Annotated in this window: 15 protein-coding genes and 1 pseudogene; 3 read left to right on the top strand and 13 right to left on the bottom strand. The window is 63.5% G+C overall.

Annotated features, from left to right (window positions below; all coding sequences use genetic code 11):
* Positions 1-23 precede the first annotated feature (23 nt).
* The gene (ubiG, locus tag RIB52_RS00080) at positions 24-761 is read left to right on the top strand and encodes a bifunctional 2-polyprenyl-6-hydroxyphenol methylase/3-demethylubiquinol 3-O-methyltransferase UbiG (protein ID WP_350171651.1); all 738 of its coding nucleotides are present in this window, start codon (positions 24-26) and stop codon (positions 759-761) included.
* Between the two features lie 4 nt (positions 762-765).
* Here the strand turns inward: ubiG and RIB52_RS00075 are convergent, their stop codons facing one another.
* The 4 genes from RIB52_RS00075 to RIB52_RS00060 form a co-directional block, all read right to left on the bottom strand.
* On the bottom strand, positions 766-1,848 hold the full coding sequence (locus tag RIB52_RS00075) for a glycerophosphodiester phosphodiesterase family protein (RefSeq protein WP_350171649.1): 1,083 nt from the start codon (positions 1,846-1,848) through the stop codon (positions 766-768).
* Positions 1,827-2,177 (bottom strand): arsenate reductase, encoded by a 351-nt coding sequence (locus tag RIB52_RS00070; protein WP_350171647.1) that lies wholly within the window; start codon positions 2,175-2,177, stop codon positions 1,827-1,829. Before RIB52_RS00070 ends, RIB52_RS00075 begins: the two co-directional genes overlap by 22 nt.
* Positions 2,178-2,187: 10 nt before the next feature.
* Positions 2,188-2,652 carry a crossover junction endodeoxyribonuclease RuvC gene (ruvC, locus tag RIB52_RS00065; protein WP_350171645.1) on the bottom strand — a complete coding sequence of 155 codons (465 nt, stop codon included), beginning with the start codon at positions 2,650-2,652 and terminating at the stop codon, positions 2,188-2,190.
* 102 nt (positions 2,653-2,754) lie between these two features.
* Positions 2,755-3,501: a YebC/PmpR family DNA-binding transcriptional regulator gene (locus RIB52_RS00060; RefSeq protein WP_350171643.1), complete on the bottom strand. Its 747-nt coding sequence runs from the start codon at positions 3,499-3,501 to the stop codon at positions 2,755-2,757.
* Between the two features lie 48 nt (positions 3,502-3,549).
* On the opposite strand from RIB52_RS00060, the gene RIB52_RS00055 reads away from it, so the two are divergent.
* Entirely contained in the window at positions 3,550-4,290 is a 741-nt protein-coding gene (locus RIB52_RS00055) for a CPBP family glutamic-type intramembrane protease (RefSeq protein ID WP_350171641.1), read from the top strand.
* A gap of 19 nt (positions 4,291-4,309) precedes the next feature.
* Here RIB52_RS00055 and RIB52_RS00050 read toward each other — a convergent pair whose 3' ends face one another.
* From RIB52_RS00050 to RIB52_RS00035, 4 genes are all read right to left on the bottom strand, one after another.
* Positions 4,310-4,657, bottom strand: coding sequence for a heavy metal-binding domain-containing protein (locus RIB52_RS00050; protein WP_350171639.1), 348 nt, complete (start codon positions 4,655-4,657; stop codon positions 4,310-4,312).
* Positions 4,658-4,936: 279 nt separating this feature from the next.
* Positions 4,937-5,074, bottom strand: coding sequence for a hypothetical protein (locus tag RIB52_RS00045; RefSeq protein WP_350171637.1), 138 nt, complete (start codon positions 5,072-5,074; stop codon positions 4,937-4,939).
* 172 nt (positions 5,075-5,246) lie between these two features.
* On the bottom strand, positions 5,247-5,483 hold the full coding sequence (locus RIB52_RS00040; protein ID WP_350171635.1) for a DUF2312 domain-containing protein: 237 nt from the start codon (positions 5,481-5,483) through the stop codon (positions 5,247-5,249).
* A gap of 127 nt (positions 5,484-5,610) precedes the next feature.
* A complete protein-coding gene (locus RIB52_RS00035; RefSeq protein WP_350171633.1) occupies positions 5,611-5,922 on the bottom strand; it encodes a DUF1244 domain-containing protein in 312 nt (103 codons plus the stop codon).
* A gap of 48 nt (positions 5,923-5,970) precedes the next feature.
* On the opposite strand from RIB52_RS00035, the gene pyk reads away from it, so the two are divergent.
* On the top strand, positions 5,971-7,440 hold the full coding sequence (pyk, locus tag RIB52_RS00030) for a pyruvate kinase (protein WP_350171631.1): 1,470 nt from the start codon (positions 5,971-5,973) through the stop codon (positions 7,438-7,440).
* Positions 7,441-7,481: 41 nt separating this feature from the next.
* On the opposite strand, the gene RIB52_RS00025 is transcribed toward pyk, so the two are convergent.
* The 5 genes and pseudogenes from RIB52_RS00025 to rpoB form a co-directional block, all read right to left on the bottom strand.
* On the bottom strand, positions 7,482-9,524 hold the full coding sequence (locus RIB52_RS00025) for an acyltransferase family protein (RefSeq protein WP_350171629.1): 2,043 nt from the start codon (positions 9,522-9,524) through the stop codon (positions 7,482-7,484).
* 83 nt (positions 9,525-9,607) lie between these two features.
* Positions 9,608-10,999 (bottom strand): glutamate--tRNA ligase, encoded by a 1,392-nt coding sequence (gltX, locus tag RIB52_RS00020; RefSeq protein ID WP_350171627.1) that lies wholly within the window; start codon positions 10,997-10,999, stop codon positions 9,608-9,610.
* A gap of 52 nt (positions 11,000-11,051) precedes the next feature.
* Positions 11,052-11,492 carry a DNA-directed RNA polymerase subunit beta' gene (locus RIB52_RS00015; RefSeq protein WP_350171625.1) on the bottom strand — a complete coding sequence of 147 codons (441 nt, stop codon included), beginning with the start codon at positions 11,490-11,492 and terminating at the stop codon, positions 11,052-11,054.
* A gap of 164 nt (positions 11,493-11,656) precedes the next feature.
* Positions 11,657-15,937 (bottom strand): DNA-directed RNA polymerase subunit beta', encoded by a 4,281-nt coding sequence (rpoC, locus tag RIB52_RS00010; RefSeq protein ID WP_350171623.1) that lies wholly within the window; start codon positions 15,935-15,937, stop codon positions 11,657-11,659.
* A 65-nt stretch (positions 15,938-16,002) separates the two neighbouring features.
* A pseudogene (rpoB, locus tag RIB52_RS00005) lies at positions 16,003-19,716 on the bottom strand (DNA-directed RNA polymerase subunit beta); the annotation flags it as partial.

Genomic DNA, 19,716 nt, shown 5'->3' with positions numbered 1-19,716 from the left:
GGGCCCAAGGAAAGGCAAACGACATGGCGACTAGCGGCGCAACCACCACCATCCGTCCCGAGGAAGCCGAACATTTCGCGCGGCTGGCGCGCGACTGGTGGGATGCGAAAGGCCCGATGGCCTCCCTGCACGAGGTCAATCCGGTTCGACTGCGCTTTATCCGGCAGGCGATCGATTGTCATTGGACGGGCGCGACAGGGAGCGCGAAGCCGCTGGCAGGCAAGGCGGCGCTCGATATCGGCTGCGGGGCGGGACTGGTCTGCGAACCGCTCGCCCGGCTCGGTGCGGATGTCACAGGGGTTGATGCGGCGGCAGAGAATGTCGCTGCGGCCTCGGCCCATGCCGAAGGAGCCGGGCTCGACATCCGATACATGACGGGCGAGATCGCCAGGCTCGACATCGGCAGTTTCGATCTCGTCACCTGCCTGGAAGTGATCGAGCATGTCGCGGACAAGCGCGCCTTCCTGTTCGATGTCACCGAAAGCCTCGCCCCCGGAGGCTTGCTGGTGCTTTCCACCCCTAATCGCACGGCAGCGAGTCGGGTCCTGCTGGTCGGCGCGGCGGAGGCAGTCGGATACGTCCCGCGGGGCACCCATCGCTGGAGCGATTTCGTGACGCCCGAAGAACTGGGCGAGCTGATGGGCGAGGTCGGGCTGGAAGCCACCGAGCGGCGCGGCATCGCCTGGAGCGCCGCGCAGGGCCTCCACCTCTCGGATAACGAGGCGCTCAACTACATTCTCGCCGCGCGGCGCGCGGCCTGAGGCCTTAGCCCGCGCAGGCGGCCGACCGGTCCCCGGCGGCGAGCGCGACGAGTTCGGCCGGGTTGTCGGTAAACACACCGTCAACGCCGGCCCTCACCAGCGCGTCCCAGACCGCATCGTAGCAGCCGATGGTTGCCTCCCCCCCTTCACGCCGTGCGGCAGGGGGCAGGAAAACATTCTCGCGCCGCAGCGTCCAGGGGTGGATTTCAAGACCTGCAGCATGGGCATCGGCGACCAAAGTGCTGGGCGATCCGTCGGCGTTCAGCACATGGCCCATGAAGGGTCCGATCCCGTCGGCATAGCCCGCGACTTCGGCGAGCCCGGACGGCGTCATGATCTCGTCCCAGCGCATGGTCGGCTCGTCATAAGGGCCACCCTGTGACGAGATCAGCAGGATCAGCGGGACATCGACACGTTTGTCGAGGCGTTGCAGTGGGCCGATTTCGAAAATCTGCACGAAGACCCTAGCATCGGCATCGTCGAGGTCGAACTGGCGCAGTTCGCGCACCAGCAGGTCGACGACATCGATGCCTTCCTGTTCGAGCAGCAGCGTCGGATGCTTGAGTTCGGGATAAAGGCCGATCGTCCGCCCTGTCTCGGCCTCCTTGGCGCGCACGAGCTGGACGATTTCGGCGAATGTCGGGATCTGGTAGAGCCCGTCGAAGGTGGTGTTCGCGGGCCGCACCGTCGGCATCCGCTCCTTGACTCTCAGCGTTCGCAGTTCGGCGAGCGTAAAATCCTCCGCGAACCAGCCGGTGACGCGCCGGCCCTCGATATCCTTGGTTCGCCTGCGATCCTCGAATTCGCGGCGGCTGGCGACGTCGGTGGTATCGGACAGTTCGGTCTCGTGCCGGGCGACGAGGACGAGATCCTTGGTGACGACGAGGTCAGGCTCGATATAGTCCGCGCCCTGGTCGATCGCTCGCTCATAGGCGGCGAGCGTATGCTCGGGTCGTTCCCCGGATGCGCCGCGATGGGCGATGATGAGAATGTCCTCCGGCGAAGCCGCGCGGGCGGCGGGCGCGAGCGGCAGGACGGCACAGGCCAGCGCCGCAAGGGCCAGTGTCAGGAAAGGCTTTGCGACCATTCGTTTTCCTTGAAACCAATGAGAATTCCGCCCTCGTGCTCGACCACCGGGCGTTTGATAAGGCTCGGACGCTGCACCAGCAAGGCTACGGCACTGTGACTGTCCTGCGACGCCACCTTGTCGCCTTCGGAGAGCTTGCGGAATGTCGTCCCACGACGATTGACGACAACGTCCAAGCCCTTCGTCGCAATCCAGGCCTTCACTTTCGCAGGATCGACGCCCTCCTTCTTGAAGTCATGGAAGACATGGTCGCGCCCTTCCGCCTCAAGCCATTTGCGCGCCTTCCTGACCGAATCGCAATTGGGGATGCCGTAAAGATGGATGGTCATCTTGGTCTCCTTATCCTTGATGCGCATCGGCGATCGCGACCGCCAGCGCGTCGGCTGCATCCGCCCCGGCGATACCCACGCCCGGCAACAGCACCTTGAGCATGGATTGGACTTGTGCCTTGTCCGCCCCGCCCGTGCCGACCACCGCCTGCTTGACCCGCCGCGCGGCATGTTCGCGCACCGCAAGCCCCGCCGCGCCACAGGCGGCGAGGACCGCGCCGCGCGCCTGGGCGAGCTTCAGGGTCGATTGCGGGTTGCGGTTGAGGAAGATCTCCTCGCAGGCGGCCCGATCCGGGCAATGCTCGGCGATTATCGCCCCAAGCCCTGCGTAAAGCGCGGCGAGCCGATCGGCCATCGGCGCGGCGGTCGAGGTGGGTATCTCGCCATTGGCGACATGCGAGAGTCGCGCCCCCTCGCAGCGGATGACGCCCCAGCCGGTTCGTGAAAGCGAAGGATCGAGACCGAGGATGATCACGCAGCGGCCCTTTTCAAAGCCCGATCCTCAACCCGACACGCCACAGGAGGGCGATCAGGAAAGCGGCCCCGAGCGCGAGCGCCAAGAGCCATTCAAGGCGGCTCACGCCCCGAGCTTTTCCATTACTTCGTCCGAAATCTCGTAATTGCCCCAGACGGTCTGAACGTCGTCGTCGTCGTCGAGCGCGTCGATCAATTTCATCAGCGTGCCCGCATGGCCCTCGTCGAGCTCGACCGTGATATTGGGCTTCCAGGCGAGCTTGACATTCTCGGCCTCGCCGAGCGCCTTTTCGAGATCGCCCGCGACCTGGTGGAGATCGTCCGCCGCCGTCCAGATCGTATGGCCGTCGTCCGAGCTTTCGATATCGAGAGCGCCCGCTTCCATCGCCGCCTCGAGCACCTTTTCCTCGTCGCCAGCAGACGCCGGATATTCGATCAGGCCAAGCCTTTCGAAACCGTGCTGAACCGAACCTTCCGTGCCGAGATTGCCTCCGTTCTTGGCGAAGCAGGTGCGCACATTGGTCGCCGTGCGATTGCGATTGTCGGTCAGCGCCTCGACGATGATAGCGCTGCCACCGGGACCATAGCCTTCGTAGCGCACCTCCTCGTAGCTCTCGTCGTCACCGCCGCTCGCCTTGTCGATCGCGCGCTGGATATTGTCCTTGGGCATGGACTGCGCCTTGGCGTTGTTGACGGCAAGGCGCAGGCGCGGATTCATGTCGGGATCGGGCGCACCCATTTTCGCCGCGACCGTGATCTCGCGGCTGAGCTTCGAGAAAAGGTTGGAACGCTTTTTGTCCTGCGCACCTTTGCGGTGCATGATGTTCTTGAATTTGGAATGGCCTGCCATGGGGACTCGTCGTCAGCGGGTGTTGAATAGTGGAGGCCCATTAGCCGCATGACGGGTGAAATCACAAGTGGGCGAGCCGGTGCCATCCTCGCCGGAGGCTTGCGCGGGCAATGGACGGCGCTGTTCGCCTTCCTGGGACAACCTCGTCTCCCAGATGCCTATGCAGGGGCGAGCGCATCCGCGCTGGTCGCAGCGCGGCTTTTCGTGCTCGACCTTCTCGCCATCAGCGCGTTTGCTACTCTTGTCCTCGCGGCGGGCCTGCTCGGCTTCGAGCCGCCGGAAAATCTCAATTCCCAACTCGACATGAATGCCGCCACGATCGTGCTACTGGTCCTCGTTGCCCCTGTGCTGGAAGAGATCGTCTTTCGCGGGTGGCTCTCGGGCCGCGCGGGGGCACTCGCGGCGCTGCTCGCTACCCTTGCTGGAGCGGCAGGGCTGGCCGCCTTCGGTCCGGACTCGTTAGTCGGGCCTCTCGCCCTGTCGGTTGGCCTGACCCTGGCGGTAGCGGCCGCCGTGTTCCTGCGCGGAAGGGCATCGCTGCCTGTTTTCGAGACGAAATTCCCGTTCTTCTTCTGGACAAGCGCCATTGCTTTCGCGCTGGTCCACCTCGCCAATTATGCCGAAGGCGCGCTTTTCATCCTGCTGCCGCTGCTGGTCCCGCAATTCGTCCTCGGCGTGCTCGCCGGTTATGTGCGGGTCCATTGCGGACTGGCCTGGTCGATCGCGCTCCATGCCGCGCATAACAGCTTCGCAGTGGGCATAGCGCTCCTGCTCGGCCCGGGCGGATGAGCGAACCGGCGAAGCCGGATCAGACCTTCACCGCAGTCCCGCTCGCGCTTACCATCAGCATGGAGCCGGTGTCGCCGATCACTTCGTAATCGAGATCGATCCCGACCACCGCATTGGCCCCCCGACTTGCGGCCTCGGCCTGCAGTTCGGCGATCGCTTCGTCCCGGGCTTGCTGCAGGATGCGTTCATAGCTGCCCGAACGCCCGCCAACTATGTCGCGGATATTGGCGAAGAGATCACGGAAAAGGTTCGCGCCGACGATCACCTCGCCCACTACGATGCCGCAATAGTCCTGGATCGGCCTGCCCTCGACTGTGTGTGTGGTGGTAACGATGACGTCGCGCGCGTCCTTCCATTCGCCTGGCATGTATTCGCTCCCTTTGGTGCACGGTATGCGTGTGTTGTTGGCACAATACAGCAGCGGCCACAAGCTCAGCCGCTCACGACGCTTCCACCGTTGGGAAGGGGCACCTGGCCGCTCTGGTACGAGGGATCCTCGTAGCCGAGGAACAGCAAAGCGGGCGCGACTTGGTTCGGTTCACCCGCGCGGCCTATGCCAAGGCCTTTGCCCCAATCGTCCATCACCCCTCGGGCATGCCGCCGCAGGGGCGGAGAGGAGCCCGGGTCGCCCCCGGCGCAACCGCGTTCACGGGGATGCCGTCATCGATAAGATTTCCGCGGATCGACCGGGATCGTGCGCGCGCGATCTGGGTTTGCGCTCGAGCGCGATTTCGTGGCCGGAAAGGTCCGCTTCCTCCTCGATCGGTTCGACGAAGGCGGCCATGGGTCGTTCGCCTGCTTGTGTGTCATGGGTCAATCCAGCGTGGCATTGCCTCTCGCAGGATCAATGGCGGGCGCGCTGCGCATGGTCCGGCCATGCCCGAAATGCGCATGCAGTCCGACAACTGGAACGATCGCCAGAAAAGCGGGTCGCAGGGCCGGCGCGCCGCCGGCGCTCAACCCATGCCGAGCGCGGCCTTGTAGGTCTCGAGAATCGTTTCCTGTTCGGATCGGTCGTCCGGCTTCATCTTCCGCAGGCGGATGACCTGGCGCATAATCTTGGTGTCGTAGCCGACAGCCTTGGCCTCGGCATAGACATCGCGGATGTCGTCGGCGATGCCCTTCTTCTCTTCCTCGAGGCGCTCGATTCGCTCGATCAGAAGGCGCAGGCGGTCGTCGGTGGCTTCGGCCATGATATCTTTGTCTCCGGTAAGATGAGAATCGGTTCGCCCACCGGATAGGCAAAGCGGATTGGGCGCGGAAGGTCGCTTTCCACAATGGTCGGGAATGCGACGGGGATAATTCGGTCCCTCAAAGGTGTCAGCGGGGCGCGTTGAGCGCGATGGAGCGCTGCATCGCCTCGACCTGCTCGGGGGTCGCCTCGCTTTGCCGGGTCGCCTTCCATTCTTCCATCGGCATGCCGTGGATCACTTCGCGCGCCGCCGCCTTGTCGCCTTCATAGCCGGCCTCGCGAATCCAGTCGGCGAGGCAATTCCGGCAGAAGCCCGCAAGCCCCATCAATTCTATGTTCTGGGCATCGTGGCGATGGCGCAGGTGCCGCACGAGCCTTCGGAAAGCGGCTGCAGCGACCGCGTCGTCAATCTCGTCGAGTGCATCGTGTCGATCGCTCATCGTGGCTTTTCCTTGAGTTGCAAACTTCCTGTGCCATAGGCTCAGCCCATGGCGAAACGCGATGAGGCCAGGATCGACCCGCGCGGTCGCAAGGTCAAGATTCTGGCGACGATCGGCCCGGCAAGCCGGTCGCCCGAAATGCTTCGGCGGCTTTTCCGGGCCGGGGCCGATTGCTTTCGGCTCAACATGAGCCATGGCAGCCACGCCGACCACGCCGAGGCGGTACGGACAATCCGCGCGCTGGAGAAGGAATTCGCCCGCCCCATCGCGATCCTCGCCGACCTGCAGGGACCCAAGCTGCGTGTGGGGGCCTTTGCCGGCGGGGAAGCGGTGATCCGCCACGGAAGCCATTTCACGCTCGATCGTGACGAAACGCCCGGCGATTCGGACAGGGTGTGCCTGCCGCATCCCGAATTGTTCGGCATCCTCCAGCGCGGGCAACGCCTGCTCATTAATGACGGCAAGATCCGGCTTGTCGTGCGCGAGGCCGACGGCGACCGCATCCGGTGTTCGGCGGAAGTCGGCGGGGTGATCTCCGACCGCAAGGGCGTTAACGTGCCGGATGCCGAGGTGCCGATCCCGGCGCTGACCGAGAAGGACCGGCGCGACCTCGCATTCGCAATGGAACAGGGCGCGGACTGGATCGCGCTTTCCTTCGTCCAGCGGCCCGAAGACATCGCCGAGGCGCGCAAGCTGATGGGGCGCGAGGGCGCACTCTGCGCCAAGATCGAGAAACCCCAGGCGGTGAAGCGCCTGTCCGAGATCATCGAGCTTGCCGACGGGATCATGGTGGCGCGCGGCGATCTCGGGGTCGAACTCGAACCGTTCGAAGTTCCCCCTTTGCAAAAGCGCATCGTCAATGCCAGCCGCATCGCGGGCAAGCCGGTGGTCGTCGCCACGCAGATGCTCGAATCGATGATCGAAAGCCCGATGCCGACCCGCGCCGAAGTCTCCGACGTCGCCAATGCGGTCTATGACGGGGCCGATGCGGTCATGCTTTCAGCCGAGAGCGCAGCCGGGGACTGGCCGGAGGAATCGGTCGCTATGATGGACAGGATAGCGGGCCAGGTCGAACGCGACGAAGGCTATACCGAGCGCGTGCGCTTCCTCGAGACGCTACCCGATGAGACGACGTCGGACGCGCTCGCCCATGCCTGCATGACCATTGCCGACACGGTCCCGATCAGCGCGATCACGGTGTTCACCTCCTCCGGAGCGACCGCGCGGCGTGTCGCGCGCGAGCGGCCCGCGACGCCAATGCTCGTGCTCACCCCATCCATGCGCACCGCGCGCAGGCTCGGCCTGCTATGGGGCGCGCATCCGGTCGCCACCCGCGACATCGGCAGTTTCGAGGAAATGATCGGCAAGGGCCGCCGCATGGCGCTGCGCCACGGTTTCGGAACCGCGGGATCGAAGCTGATCGCACTTGCCGGGGTTCCCTTCGGCACTCCGGGGGCCACCAACCTGCTGCATATCGTCACGCTGTCGGGCGAGGAACTGAAGCAGCGCGGTGGCTAGGCTTTCAGGTGCGCATAGCAGATCATCCGCAGTCGGCTGGATCAGCCTCCCGTCAAGCTCCAGCGGTCGGCCCGGATGCGGGATTGATCCAATCTTTGCAATTCGGCAGTCAGGACGGGCGCTAGGAGTTCACGGGCAGCGGTCGCACTGAGGTGGTCGTCGTCGACGAATGCGGGCGCGTCGTCGATCCAAAGTCGGCATCTGTCGCTGCAAACAGGATCGAGAAGGTCGACATAACGTGCTCCATGTCTCTCAGCCACAGATCTCAGGATCTCAATGGTGCGGTTCGTGCGTGCCTGGACCCGCTCCCTTTCCGGTCCGAGCGGTTCCTCACGGCCCTTCCAAATCTGCACGGAGAGCTTTGTCGGCACATTCCAGCCGATCTCGGGAGTCGGACCAAGCACGATGACTTCCCGACCGCTGGCTCGTAGAGCCTGGACAGTCTGATCAAGCGCCTCTTCGAATATCGCAGGATTGCCGACCGGCATCGGCTCAATCGGCTTCATGGGGTCGGCCCATTGAAGGATCACGTCTTCGCCCGCTTCTTCACCGAAACGGGAACCCTCGACGTAGAGAGCCCACCGAGCGGCGAGAATGACGGTAGGGAAGTTGTCGCTGGCGAGCACTTTATTGAACGCGCTCTCGTTGAAGGACAGGCACTTGGAGGACCGGCTGGAATTCACCCGGCCCATTCTCACGATCGGAGCACAGGCGCGGAGTGTCGCAATCGCCACTGTCAGGCCGTTTGCTTCAGCAGCCATCTCGACAGCGGGGACCAGAGCGTCAGCGTGGCTGTCGCCCCACAGCAGCGCATCGGCCCGGCCAGATTCGATCTCGTAGCCGCCGATTCCCGCCCCGATGACACACCATCCCTGACCTGCTCTGCGACCAAGGCAAGGAGGGCGGTAGGGGTTGCGATCTTGCGCGCCCGCTTCGGCTTGGAGCGCCCTTTCGGGGACGCGCTGGGGGAGACCCTTGAGAAGATCGAGTGACACCCCCAGGAGCGAGAGGATTACGATCGCCACTATCGCACCAGATAGGATACTGCGCCTCTGCGCGAAAAGCTTGCGCCGGCGGAAAGGGGTCTCGACATAACGATAGGAAATCCAGGCGAGAGCGACAGAAAGGACAACTGCCGCGCTCGCTTCGAACGCCGATAAGTGGATCGATCCTTTATTCGCTCGAAACAGGGCAAGTGCAGGCCAGTGCCAGAGATACAGCGAATAGGAAATCAGCCCGATAGCTACGATCGGCCGAACCGAAAGCAGAGTGCTGACCATGTTCTTGTTTTGCCCCAGATGGATCAGAAGAGCTGTCCCGAGAACGGGGGGGAGCGCGGCCAGGCCGGGAAACGGGGTGGTCGACGTGTAAGCAAACACCGGCACCACGATCGCAAGAAGCGCGAGGGCCCCAGCCGCTTCCCTTAGGGGAACCGACCGGATGTTCGGCAGGCTCGACACTGCCAGCAGCGCGCCAAGGCCAAGCTCCCAGGCACGAAAGGGCAGCAGATAGAACGCGGCCGTCGGTCGGAATGCGACAGCAGCGATGGATGCTCCGAGGGAGCCGATTGCGAGAACGAGAAGTATGGTCGCCAGCCTTCGCCTCAGCGGCGTGGCGAAGATCACCATCAGCAAAGGAGGATAAAGGATGTAGAATTGCTCTTCTACCGCCAGCGACCAAGTATGCAGAAGCGGCTCAAATTCTGCATCGGGGCTGAAGTAGCCCAATGTTTGCCAAAAGTAGAAGTTGGACGCGAAAAGTGCGGTAGCAACGACGCTGTGCCCCAACCGCTCCATCGCCGTCGGCAACAACGCGAGGGTACTGACAGCGATGGTCAGCGCAACCATGAACGCCAGGGCAGGTAATATCCGCCTTGCCCGCCTTTCATAAAAGGTAAGCAGGCTGAACCTGCCATCGTCGAGTTCACGCTTGATGATCGAGGTGATCAGGAAACCGGAAATGACGAAAAAGACATCAACGCCGACATAGCCCCCGCCGATCATCGGCACGCCGGCGTGAAAGAGCACGACCGGCACGACCGCCACCATTCGCAATCCGTCAATATCTGGGCGGTATTGTTGCATCCTGGGGCGCGCTCCGAAGCTCCCGCCTTCTGGCGACAGGCCCGTTGCTGGTCAAGCTCTATGCCTGCAAACCGCAACCGCCATCACGGGCGGATATCGGGAAGCTCGGGAGCCTGTCGCCGCGCTCCGGACGCGAGCCTCGCCCGCGCTTCCTGCTCGCCGATCAGCGGCAGCAATTCCCCCATGTCCGGCCCGTGATTCATTCCCGTCAGCGCCTGCCTCAGCGGCAGGAACAATGCCTTGCCCTTGCGCCCGGTTTTCTCCTTGAGTGCAGCAGTCAGCGCGCTCCAGGGATCATCGCCCCATTCGAACGTTCGCGCCGCCTCGCCGAGATAGGCGCGGGTCTCTTCGTCGAAATCGGGCTGGTCGATCGGGCCGGTCACCAGCCGCCACCAGTCGCGCGCCTCGCCCACCGTGCTCAGATTGGGACGGACGGCGTGCCAGCCGGCCTCGTCCATGCCTTCGGGCAAGCGCTCGCTCACGGCTGAAAACGGCATCTGGTGGACGATGGCGGTGTTGATGCGCTCCAGTTCGGCATCGTCAAACTTCGCAGGGGCGCGGCCGAAGGTCGACAGGTCGAAGCTGTCAAGCAGAGCCGCGCGCTCGGCGATGGGTTCGACAGGGAGCGATGTGCCGAGCCGGGCCAGCAGTGCGATGATCGCTTCAGGTTCGATACCCCGCTCGCGAAACGCGTCGCAGCCCAGGGAGCCGAGCCGTTTCGAAAGCTTGCCCTCCTTGCCCACCAGCAGGGCCTCGTGAGCGAAATCGGGAAGCCTTTCCGCTGCGCCATGCTGCGCAGCGAAACCTGCAGCATGAAGTGCGGTAAACATCTGGATTTGAACGGCTGTATTGCTCACATGGTCCTCCCCGCGCAGGACCTGGGTCACGCCCATATCGATATCGTCGACCGTGCTCGGCAGCATGTAGAGCCATGAACCGTCGGCGCGGCGGATGACGGGGTCCGAAAGCTGGGCGGGGTCGAATGTCTGGGTCCCGCGCACGCCGTCTTCCCACGCAATCGGTTCATCATGATCAAGACGGAATCGCCAATGCGGGGCGATGCCGTCAGCCTCCTTTGCGGCGCGCTCCTCCTCGGTCAGCGCGAGCGCCGCACGGTCGTAGATCGGGGGCAATCCGCGCCCGAGCTGGATCTTGCGTTTGAGTTCGAGCTCCTGCGCGGTCTCGTAAGCGGGATATATCCGTCCCGCCGCACGCAGGGCGTCGAAGGCAGCCTCATAACGCTCGAGCCGGGCGGATTGGCGTTCCTCCCGGTCCCACACGAGACCGAGCCACTCCAGGTCCTCGCGGATTGCAGCGACAAAGTCCTCCCGGCTGCGCTGGGCATCCGTATCGTCGATCCGGAGGATAAAGTTGCCCCCCTCCTTGCGCGCGATCATCCAGTTGTGGAGCGCGGTGCGGATATTGCCGATATGCAGGCGCCCGGTGGGCGAGGGGGCGAAGCGGGTGGTCCTCATCGGCCACGCGGTAGCCAGAGCCGCCGCGCGCGGCAAGCGCTTGCGTATCGCTTCAGCCGGCGCGCATTTCTGCCGAGACCAGAGCGAGCGCGTCATCCCAGAGCCGTTCGATACGCTCGGGGCGCACCAGGCCTGTCACGCTTTCGAAGAAGCCGTCCCGGTCATGCCCTGCCGCCGATTCGATCATGGCGCCGATCGTGGCCTCATCATAGGTCAGGTGGCAGCAGCAGAAGCGCGAGACATGGACGTTTTCCGGCCAGCACCAGGCAATGGCCTGGGACATCGCCAGTGCCTTTGCAGCGGTTTCCATGCCCCCCAGCCTGATCGCCAGTTCCGGGACGGGATCGCGCTGGACCCTTTCATGCGCGGCGATAAGTCGCAGCGAATAGATGAAGCGGCCGGCAACAGGGCCAAGCGCATCGATCCGCATCGGCTGGGCGAGCTGTGTGATTAGCGATCTTGTCCGGTCGGTGGGACTGCGATGCTGCGTCATGAAACCATCCTCTCATTTGCGTCGAGCTCCTGATGACATTCTTGCGAGTGATTTGCAATCTCAAACTTGACGTGCACTGGGTGGCTTGCACGAAAAACCCCGCAGGAAGCACTCGGCTTCCCGCGGGGTCTTCTTGTCCGTGCAACCAAATGAGCGTGCGGTGCTTACTCCTCGGCAGGAGTCTCCGATCCGCCGCCCATCGCGGCCTTCATCGCTTCCTCGGAAGGAACCGCATCGGCCTCGGGCTCTTCCTCGACGGCGTTCGCTGCGGCGAGGGCTTCCTGCTGCTTTTTCCACTGCGCCTTGAGCGCCGCGTCGCGGCTCGAAGCGGTAATCCGCTTCCGGTTCATAGCAGCGCCCGTGCCGGCCGGGATGAGACGGCCCACGATCACGTTTTCCTTGAGACCGATCAGCGTGTCCTTCTTGCCCTCGACCGAAGCCTGGGTAAGAACGCGCGTCGTCTCCTGGAAGGATGCGGCCGAAATGAAGCTGCGGGTCTGTAGCGAGGCCTTGGTGATGCCCAGCAGGACGGGCTTGCCCTCGGCGGGTTGCTTGCCCTTCGGAAGCCTGGAGTTGATTTCGAGCATCTCGGCCAAGTCGACCTGTTCGCCCGGCAGCAACGTGGTATCGCCACCATCGGTGATCTCGACCTTCTGCAGCATCTGGCGAACGATCACCTCGATGTGCTTGTCGTTGATCTTCACGCCCTGAAGCCGGTAGACCTCCTGGATCTCGTTGACGAGATATTCGGCCAGTGCCTCGACGCCGAGCACTTCGAGGATGTCGTGCGGGTTGGGCGAGCCGGAAATCAGGGTGTCCCCCTTCTTCACGAAATCGCCTTCCTGGACGTCGATCACCTTGGTCTTGGGAATCAGGTATTCCACCGGATCGCCCTCCTCCGGGACGATCGCGATCTTGCGCTTGGCCTTGTATTCGCGGACGAATTCGATCTTGCCCGAAATCTTGGCGATGATCGCGTTGTCCTTGGGCAGACGTGCCTCGAACAGTTCCGCGACCCGCGGCAGACCGCCGGTGATGTCGCGGGTCTTGGCCGCCTCGCGGCTTGCACGGGCGAGGATGTCGCCCGCGTCGACCGTCTGACCGTCCTCGACCGACAGCGTCGTGCCCGGGGCCAGCATGTAACGCTGCGCCTCGGTTTCGTCTTCGGACTGGCCTTCACCAAGCAGGGTGAGGCGCGGACGCAGCTCTTCCTTTTTCTTGCGCCCCGTGGCCCGGTTCTCGGTCACCACGCGCTGGGCGATGCCCGTCGCGTCGTCGGTCTGCTCCTCGAGCGTGGTACCCTCGACGAGGTCCTTGTAGTGCACGACGCCCGAATACTCGGTGATGATCGGCAGGGTGAACGGATCCCATTCCGCCAGCCGGTCGCCTTCCTTGACCTCGGCACCGTCCTCGAAATGCAGCATGGTCCCGTAAGGCACCTTGTGCATTTCGCGTTCGCGGCCTTCGGCATCGATCACGGCGATTTCGCCATTGCGCGCGAGGCTGAGAATGCGGCCCTTCTTGTCGGTGATGGTGGGCATGTCGCGATATTCGATCTTGCCGTCCGAGATCGACTCGAGGTGGCTCGTCTCGTTAAGCTGCGCTGCGCCCCCGATGTGGAAGGTCCGCATGGTGAGCTGCGTGCCAGGCTCGCCGATCGACTGCGCCGCGATGACGCCGACGGCTTCGCCGATATTGACCGGCGTCCCGCGGGCGAGGTCGCGGCCATAGCAGGTCGCGCACACGCCCTGCTCCGCTTCGCAGACCAGTGGTGAGCGGATCTTGGCGGACTGCACTTCGGCGGCCTCGATGTCCTTGACCATCGGCTCGTCGATAAGCGTACCGGCCTTCACGATCACTTCGCCGGTGGCCACATTGACGATATCTTCGGCGACCGTCCGGCCGAGAATGCGCTCGCCGAGCGAAGCGATGACCGAGCCGCCCTGCACGATGGCGCGCATCTCGAGCGCGTTCTCGGTCTTGCAGTCCTGCTCCACGATCGTGCAGTCCTGCGACACATCGACCAGACGACGGGTCAGATAGCCCGAGTTCGCCGTCTTCAGCGCGGTGTCGGCCAGGCCCTTGCGCGCGCCATGGGTCGAGTTGAAGTATTCAAGGACGTTAAGGCCTTCCTTGAAGTTCGAAATGATCGGGTTTTCGATGATCTCGCCCGACGGCTTCGCCATGAGCCCGCGCATCCCGGCGAGCTGCTTCATCTGGGCGGGCGAACCGCGCGCGCCGGAATGGCTCATCATGTAGATCGAATTGATCTCGGCCTCGCGCCCGTCCTCGTCGATCGGGGTCGCCTTGATCCGCTCCATCATGGCCTCGGCGACTTGGTCGCCGCAACGGCTCCAGGCATCGATCAGCTTGTTGTACTTTTCCTTCTGGGTGATGAGACCATCCTGGTACTGTTGCTCGTAATCGGCAACGAGCGCCTTCGTCTCCTCGACCAGCTTCACCTTGGCCTCGGGGATGATCATGTCGTCCTTGCCGAAACTGATTCCAGCCTTGAAGGCGTTGCGGAAACCGAGGCTCATGATCGCGTCGGCGAACAGGACCGTGTCCTTCTGCCCGGTGTGACGATAGACTTGGTCGATCACATCGCCGATCTCGCGCTTGGTGAGCAGGCGGTTGACGATGTCGAAAGGCACCTTGTGGCTCTTCGGCAGGCATTCGCCGATCAGCATGCGGCCCGGCGTCGTGACGAAACGCTTCATCACCACATTGCCGTCCTCATCGGCCTGCGGCACTCGGGCGAGGATGCGGGTATGCAAAGTGACCGACTTGACCTCGAGCGCCTGGTGCACCTCGGCCATGTCGGAGAAACGCGGCAGCTTCTCGATTGTCTCGCCGCCGTCTTCCTCGATATATTCGGGGTGCTTTTCCTGCCGTTCCATGGACAGGTAATAGAGCCCCAGCACCATGTCCTGCGAAGGCACGATGATCGGCTTGCCATTGGCGGGCGAGAGGATGTTGTTGGTGCTCATCATGAGCACGCGCGCTTCGAGCTGGGCCTCCAGCGAAAGCGGCACGTGCACCGCCATCTGGTCGCCGTCGAAATCGGCGTTGAAGGCAGAGCAGACCAGCGGGTGCAGCTGGATCGCCTTGCCCTCGATCAGGACCGGCTCGAACGCCTGGATGCCGAGGCGGTGGAGCGTCGGCGCGCGGTTGAGCAGAACCGGGTGCTCGCGGATCACCTCGTCGAGGATGTCCCAGACCTCCTTGCGCTCCTTCTCGACCCACTTCTTCGCCTGCTTGAGGGTCATCGACAGACCCTTCGCATCGAGGCGGGCGTAGATGAACGGCTTGAACAGTTCGAGCGCCATCTTCTTGGGCAGGCCGCATTGGTGCAGCTTGAGCTCGGGCCCGGTCACGATCACCGAACGGCCCGAATAGTCGACACGCTTGCCGAGCAGGTTCTGGCGGAAGCGGCCCTGCTTGCCCTTGAGCATGTCGCTGAGCGACTTGAGCGGACGCTTGTTCGCACCGGTGATGACCCGGCCGCGGCGACCATTGTCGAACAGCGCGTCGACCGATTCCTGAAGCATGCGCTTCTCGTTGCGCACGATGATGTCGGGCGCGCGCAGTTCGATCAGGCGCTTCAGGCGATTATTGCGATTGATGACGCGGCGATAGAGGTCGTTGAGATCCGACGTCGCGAAGCGGCCACCGTCGAGCGGGACGAGCGGGCGCAGTTCCGGCGGGATGACCGGGATCACCTCTAGGATCATCCATTCGGGGCGATTGCCCGATTCGATGAAGCTTTCGACGACCTTCAAGCGCTTGATGATCTTCTTGGGCTTGAGCGCCGACTTGGTGGTGGCGAGCTCTTCGAGCAGGTCCTCACGCTCCTGTTCGAGGTCGAGGTCCATGAGCATGGTCTTGACCGCCTCGGCACCGATATCGGCGCTGAAGGCGTCCTCGCCATATTCGTCCTGCGCTTCGAGCAGTTCATCCTCGGTCAGCAGCTGGAACTTCTCGAGCGGGGTCAGGCCCGGCTCGATCACGACATAGCTTTCGAAATAAAGCACGCGCTCGAGCTGCTTCAATTGCATGTCGAGCAGCAGTCCGATGCGGCTCGGCAGCGACTTCAGGAACCAGATGTGGGCGACAGGCGCAGCCAGTTCGATATGGCCCATGCGCTCGCGGCGGACCTTGGTGACGGTCACTTCGACGCCGCACTTTTCGCAGACGACGCCCTTGTACTTCATGCGCTTGTACTTGCCGCACAGGCACTCGTAGTCCTTCACCGGACCGAAGATACGCGCGCAGAACAGGCCGTCACGCTCGGGCTTGAACGTGCGGTAATTGATCGTCTCGGGCTTCTTGATCTCGCCGAAGGACCACGAACGGATGCGCTCGGGAGACGCGATGCCGATCTGGATCTGGTCGAAGGTTTCCGGCTTCGCGATCTGGTTGGTGAATTTGGTCAGTTCGTTCATTTTTCAATTCCCTCGAGGGATGAATTCCTGCGGTCGAGTAGGAGGGGCGCGAAGGCCCGCTCCCGCTATTCCGCCGCCTCCAGCATATCGCCGTCGTCGTCTTCCTCGTCGTCCGAAAGGGACTTGAGTTCAACGTTGAGGCCCAGCGAGCGCATTTCCTTGACGAGCACGTTGAAGCTCTCCGGAATGCCGGCCTCGAAGGTGTCGTCGCCCTTGACGATCGCTTCGTAGACCTTGGTGCGGCCGACCACGTCATCGGACTTCACCGTCAGCATTTCCTGCAAGGTGTAGGCCGCACCGTAGGCCTGGAGCGCCCAGACTTCCATCTCGCCGAAGCGCTGGCCGCCGAACTGCGCCTTTCCGCCCAGCGGCTGCTGGGTGACGAGCGAGTAGGGCCCGATCGAACGCGCGTGGATCTTGTCGTCGACGAGGTGGTGGAGCTTGAGCATGTAGATGATGCCCACCGTCACCTTGCGGTCGAAGGCCTCGCCCGTGCGCCCGTCATAGAGCACCGACTGGCCGGAGGAATCGATCCCCGCCTTGACCAGCATGTCCGCCACGTCGGGTTCTCGCGCCCCATCGAAGACCGGGGTCCCCATCGGAACGCCCGCCGTGAGATTGCCCGCAAGCTCTACGATCTGGTCGGTCGATCGGCTCTCGATATCCTCGACGTAAGGATCGCCATAAGCATGCCTGAGCCGGTCGATCACCGCCTCGGGAGGCTTGGCGTTGGCATAATCTTCTTCGGCGTTCGGGTTTTCCGCGCGCCACTTCTCGAGCTCTTCCTTGATCTGCAGGCCGAGTCCGCGCGCTGCGAAGCCGAGATGCGTCTCGAAGATCTGGCCCACATTCATGCGCGAAGGCACGCCGAGCGGGTTGAGCACGAGATCGACCGGCGTCCCGTCCTCGAGGAACGGCATGTCCTCGACCGGCAGGATGCGCGAAATCACGCCCTTGTTCCCGTGACGGCCGGCCATCTTGTCGCCCGGCTGCAGCTTGCGCTTCACCGCGACGAAGACCTTGACCATCTTGAGCACGCCCGGTGCCAGTTCGTCGCCGCGTTCGAGCTTTTCCTTGCGGTCCTCGAACTTGGCATCGATCAGGCCGACGGCTTCGTCGTACTGCGATTTCACCGCTTCGATCTGGGCCTGGCGATTGTCGTCCGCGACAGCGAACTTGAACCACTCGTGCTTCTCGACATCGTGCAGCACCTGCTCGCTGATCTCGATGCCCTTTTTCACGCCCTTCGGCGCTGCCGTAGCCGTCTGGCCGAGCAGCATGTCGCGCAGGCGGTTGTAGGTCGCGCGGTTGAGGATGTTGCGCTCGTCTGCGGCGTCCTTGCGCAGGCGTTCGATTTCCTCGTTCTGGATCGCGCGGGTACGGTCGTCGATCTCGATCCCGTGGCGGTTGAACACCCGGACCTCGACCACCGTACCGGCCACGCCCGGCGGCAGGCGCAGCGAGGTGTCGCGCACGTCGCTCGCCTTTTCGCCGAAGATCGCGCGCAGGAGCTTCTCCTCCGGCGTCATCGGGGACTCGCCCTTAGGCGTGATCTTGCCGACCAGGATATCGCCCGGATGCACTTCGGCGCCGATATAGACGATGCCCGCCTCGTCGAGGTTGCGCAGGGCTTCCTCGCCGACATTCGGGATGTCGCGGGTGATGTCTTCCGGCCCGAGCTTGGTATCGCGGGCCATGACCTCGAATTCCTCGATATGGATCGAGGTGAACACGTCGTCCTTCACGATGCGTTCGGAGATCAGGATCGAGTCCTCGTAGTTGTAGCCGTTCCACGGCATGAACGCGACGAGGCTGTTCTTGCCCAGCGCCAACTCGCCCAGATCGGTCGAGGGACCATCGGCGATGATGTCGCCCGGCTCGATCACCTCGCCCACCTTCACCAGCGGGCGCTGGTTGATACAGGTGTTCTGGTTCGAACGCTGGAACTTCTGCAGCGTATAGATGTCGACGCCCGACTGGCCGGGTTCGACATCGCCGATCGCGCGGATGACGATGCGGGTCGCGTCGACCTGGTCGACGATCCCGCCGCGCTTGGCCGCGATCGCCGCGCCGCTGTCACGCGCCACGGTTTCTTCCATGCCGGTGCCGACCCACGGCGCCTCGGCCTTGACCAGCGGCACCGCCTGGCGCTGCATGTTCGAGCCCATCAGCGCGCGGTTCGCGTCGTCGTTCTCGAGGAAGGGGATCAGCGAGGCCGCGACCGAGACGAGCTGCTTGGGCGAGACGTCCATCAGCGTGATCTGGTCGTTGGGCGCCATCAGGTTGTCGCCGGCATGACGTGCGGACACGAGCTCCTCGACGAAGCTGCCTTCCTCGTTGAGCTCGGCCGATGCCTGCGCGACGGTGTGCTTCTGCTCTTCCATCGCGGAAAGATAGATCACCTCGCTCGTCACCTTGCCGTCTTCGACCTTGCGGTAGGGGGTCTCTATGAAGCCGTATTTGTTGACGCGGCTGAAGCTCGCGAGCGAGTTGATGAGGCCGATATTCGGGCCTTCCGGGGTTTCGATCGGGCAGATGCGACCGTAATGCGTCGGATGTACGTCACGGACCTCGAAGCCCGCGCGCTCACGGGTGAGACCGCCCGGACCGAGCGCGGAGACGCGGCGCTTGTGGGTGACTTCGGAGAGCGGGTTGGTCTGGTCCATGAACTGCGAAAGCTGCGAGCTTCCGAAGAACTCTCGCACCGCCGCGACGGCGGGCTTGGCATTGATGAGGTCGTTCGGCATCACCGTGCTGACATCGACGCTGCTCATGCGCTCCTTCACCGCGCGCTCCATGCGCAGCAGGCCGACGCGGTACTGGTTATCGAGCAGCTGGCCGACCGAACGCACGCGGCGCTAGCCCAGATTATCGATATCGTCGACTTCGCCCTTGCCGTCCTTGAGCCCGACCAGCTCCTTGACCACGGCGAGGATGTCTTCCTTGCGCAGGGTCGTCACCGTATCCTCGGCATCGAGGCCGAGGCGCATGTTGAGCTTCACGCGGCCGACGGCCGACAGGTCATAGCGTTCGGAATCGAAGAACAGGCCTTCGAACAGGGCTTCGGCGGTTTCCTTGGTCGGCGGTTCGCCGGGGCGCATGACCTTGTAGATCGCTTCAAGTCCCTCGTCGCGGTTCTCCGCCTTGTCGACCTTGAGCGTGTTACGGATCCACGGGCCGGTATTGATCTCGTCGATGTCGAGCAGTTCGACCGTGTCGATGCCGGCATTGTCGAAGGTTTCGATATGCTCGGCGGTAAGCTCGTCACCCGCTTCGATGTAGATGCGACCCGTCGATTCGTCGATCATGTCGCGCGCGGCATAGCGACCGACGACCTCGTCGGTCGGGAGAAGCAGTTCGCTGAGCCCGTCCTTCGCCGCCTTGTTGGCCGCGCGCGGCGAGATCTTCTGACCGGCGGCGAAAATTTCCTCGCCCGTCGCGGCATTGACCAGCGAGAAAGCCGGCTTCGCCCCGCGCCACTGTTCGGCGACGAACGGGATCTTCCAGCCGTCCTTGGCTCGCTCCCAACTTACCGTTTCGTAGAAATGGTGGAGGATTTCCTCGCTGTCGAGGCCGAGCGCGTAGAGCAGCGCGGTGACCGGCAGCTTGCGCTTCCTGTCGATGCGGACATTGACGATGTCCTTGGCGTCGAATTCGAAATCGAGCCACGAACCGCGATAGGGAATGACCCGCGCGGCGAACAGCAGCTTGCCCGAAGAGTGAGTCTTGCCGCGGTCATGGTCGAACAGCACGCCGGGCGAACGGTGCATCTGCGAGAC

Origin of the sequence: Erythrobacter sp., from assembly GCF_040217515.1 — a bacterium.
Lineage (GTDB): Bacteria > Pseudomonadota > Alphaproteobacteria > Sphingomonadales > Sphingomonadaceae > Erythrobacter.
This window is presented reverse-complemented; position numbering and strand designations above follow the sequence as displayed.

What these genes read in the sequence shown, in the direction of transcription:
- ubiG (WP_350171651.1), top strand. Translation starts at nt 24, where the DNA reads ATGGCGACTAGCGGCGCAACCACCACCATCCGTCCCGAGGAAGCCGAA.
- RIB52_RS00075 (WP_350171649.1), bottom strand. Translation starts at nt 1,848, where the DNA reads ATGGTCGCAAAGCCTTTCCTGACACTGGCCCTTGCGGCGCTGGCCTGT.
- RIB52_RS00070 (WP_350171647.1), bottom strand. Translation starts at nt 2,177, where the DNA reads ATGACCATCCATCTTTACGGCATCCCCAATTGCGATTCGGTCAGGAAG.
- RIB52_RS00060 (WP_350171643.1), bottom strand. Translation starts at nt 3,501, where the DNA reads ATGGCAGGCCATTCCAAATTCAAGAACATCATGCACCGCAAAGGTGCG.
- RIB52_RS00055 (WP_350171641.1), top strand. Translation starts at nt 3,550, where the DNA reads ATGACGGGTGAAATCACAAGTGGGCGAGCCGGTGCCATCCTCGCCGGA.
- RIB52_RS00050 (WP_350171639.1), bottom strand. Translation starts at nt 4,657, where the DNA reads ATGCCAGGCGAATGGAAGGACGCGCGCGACGTCATCGTTACCACCACA.
- RIB52_RS00045 (WP_350171637.1), bottom strand. Translation starts at nt 5,074, where the DNA reads ATGGCCGCCTTCGTCGAACCGATCGAGGAGGAAGCGGACCTTTCCGGC.
- RIB52_RS00040 (WP_350171635.1), bottom strand. Translation starts at nt 5,483, where the DNA reads ATGGCCGAAGCCACCGACGACCGCCTGCGCCTTCTGATCGAGCGAATC.
- RIB52_RS00035 (WP_350171633.1), bottom strand. Translation starts at nt 5,922, where the DNA reads ATGAGCGATCGACACGATGCACTCGACGAGATTGACGACGCGGTCGCT.
- pyk (WP_350171631.1), top strand. Translation starts at nt 5,971, where the DNA reads ATGGCGAAACGCGATGAGGCCAGGATCGACCCGCGCGGTCGCAAGGTC.
- RIB52_RS00025 (WP_350171629.1), bottom strand. Translation starts at nt 9,524, where the DNA reads ATGCAACAATACCGCCCAGATATTGACGGATTGCGAATGGTGGCGGTC.
- gltX (WP_350171627.1), bottom strand. Translation starts at nt 10,999, where the DNA reads ATGAGGACCACCCGCTTCGCCCCCTCGCCCACCGGGCGCCTGCATATC.
- RIB52_RS00015 (WP_350171625.1), bottom strand. Translation starts at nt 11,492, where the DNA reads ATGACGCAGCATCGCAGTCCCACCGACCGGACAAGATCGCTAATCACA.
- rpoC (WP_350171623.1), bottom strand. Translation starts at nt 15,937, where the DNA reads ATGAACGAACTGACCAAATTCACCAACCAGATCGCGAAGCCGGAAACC.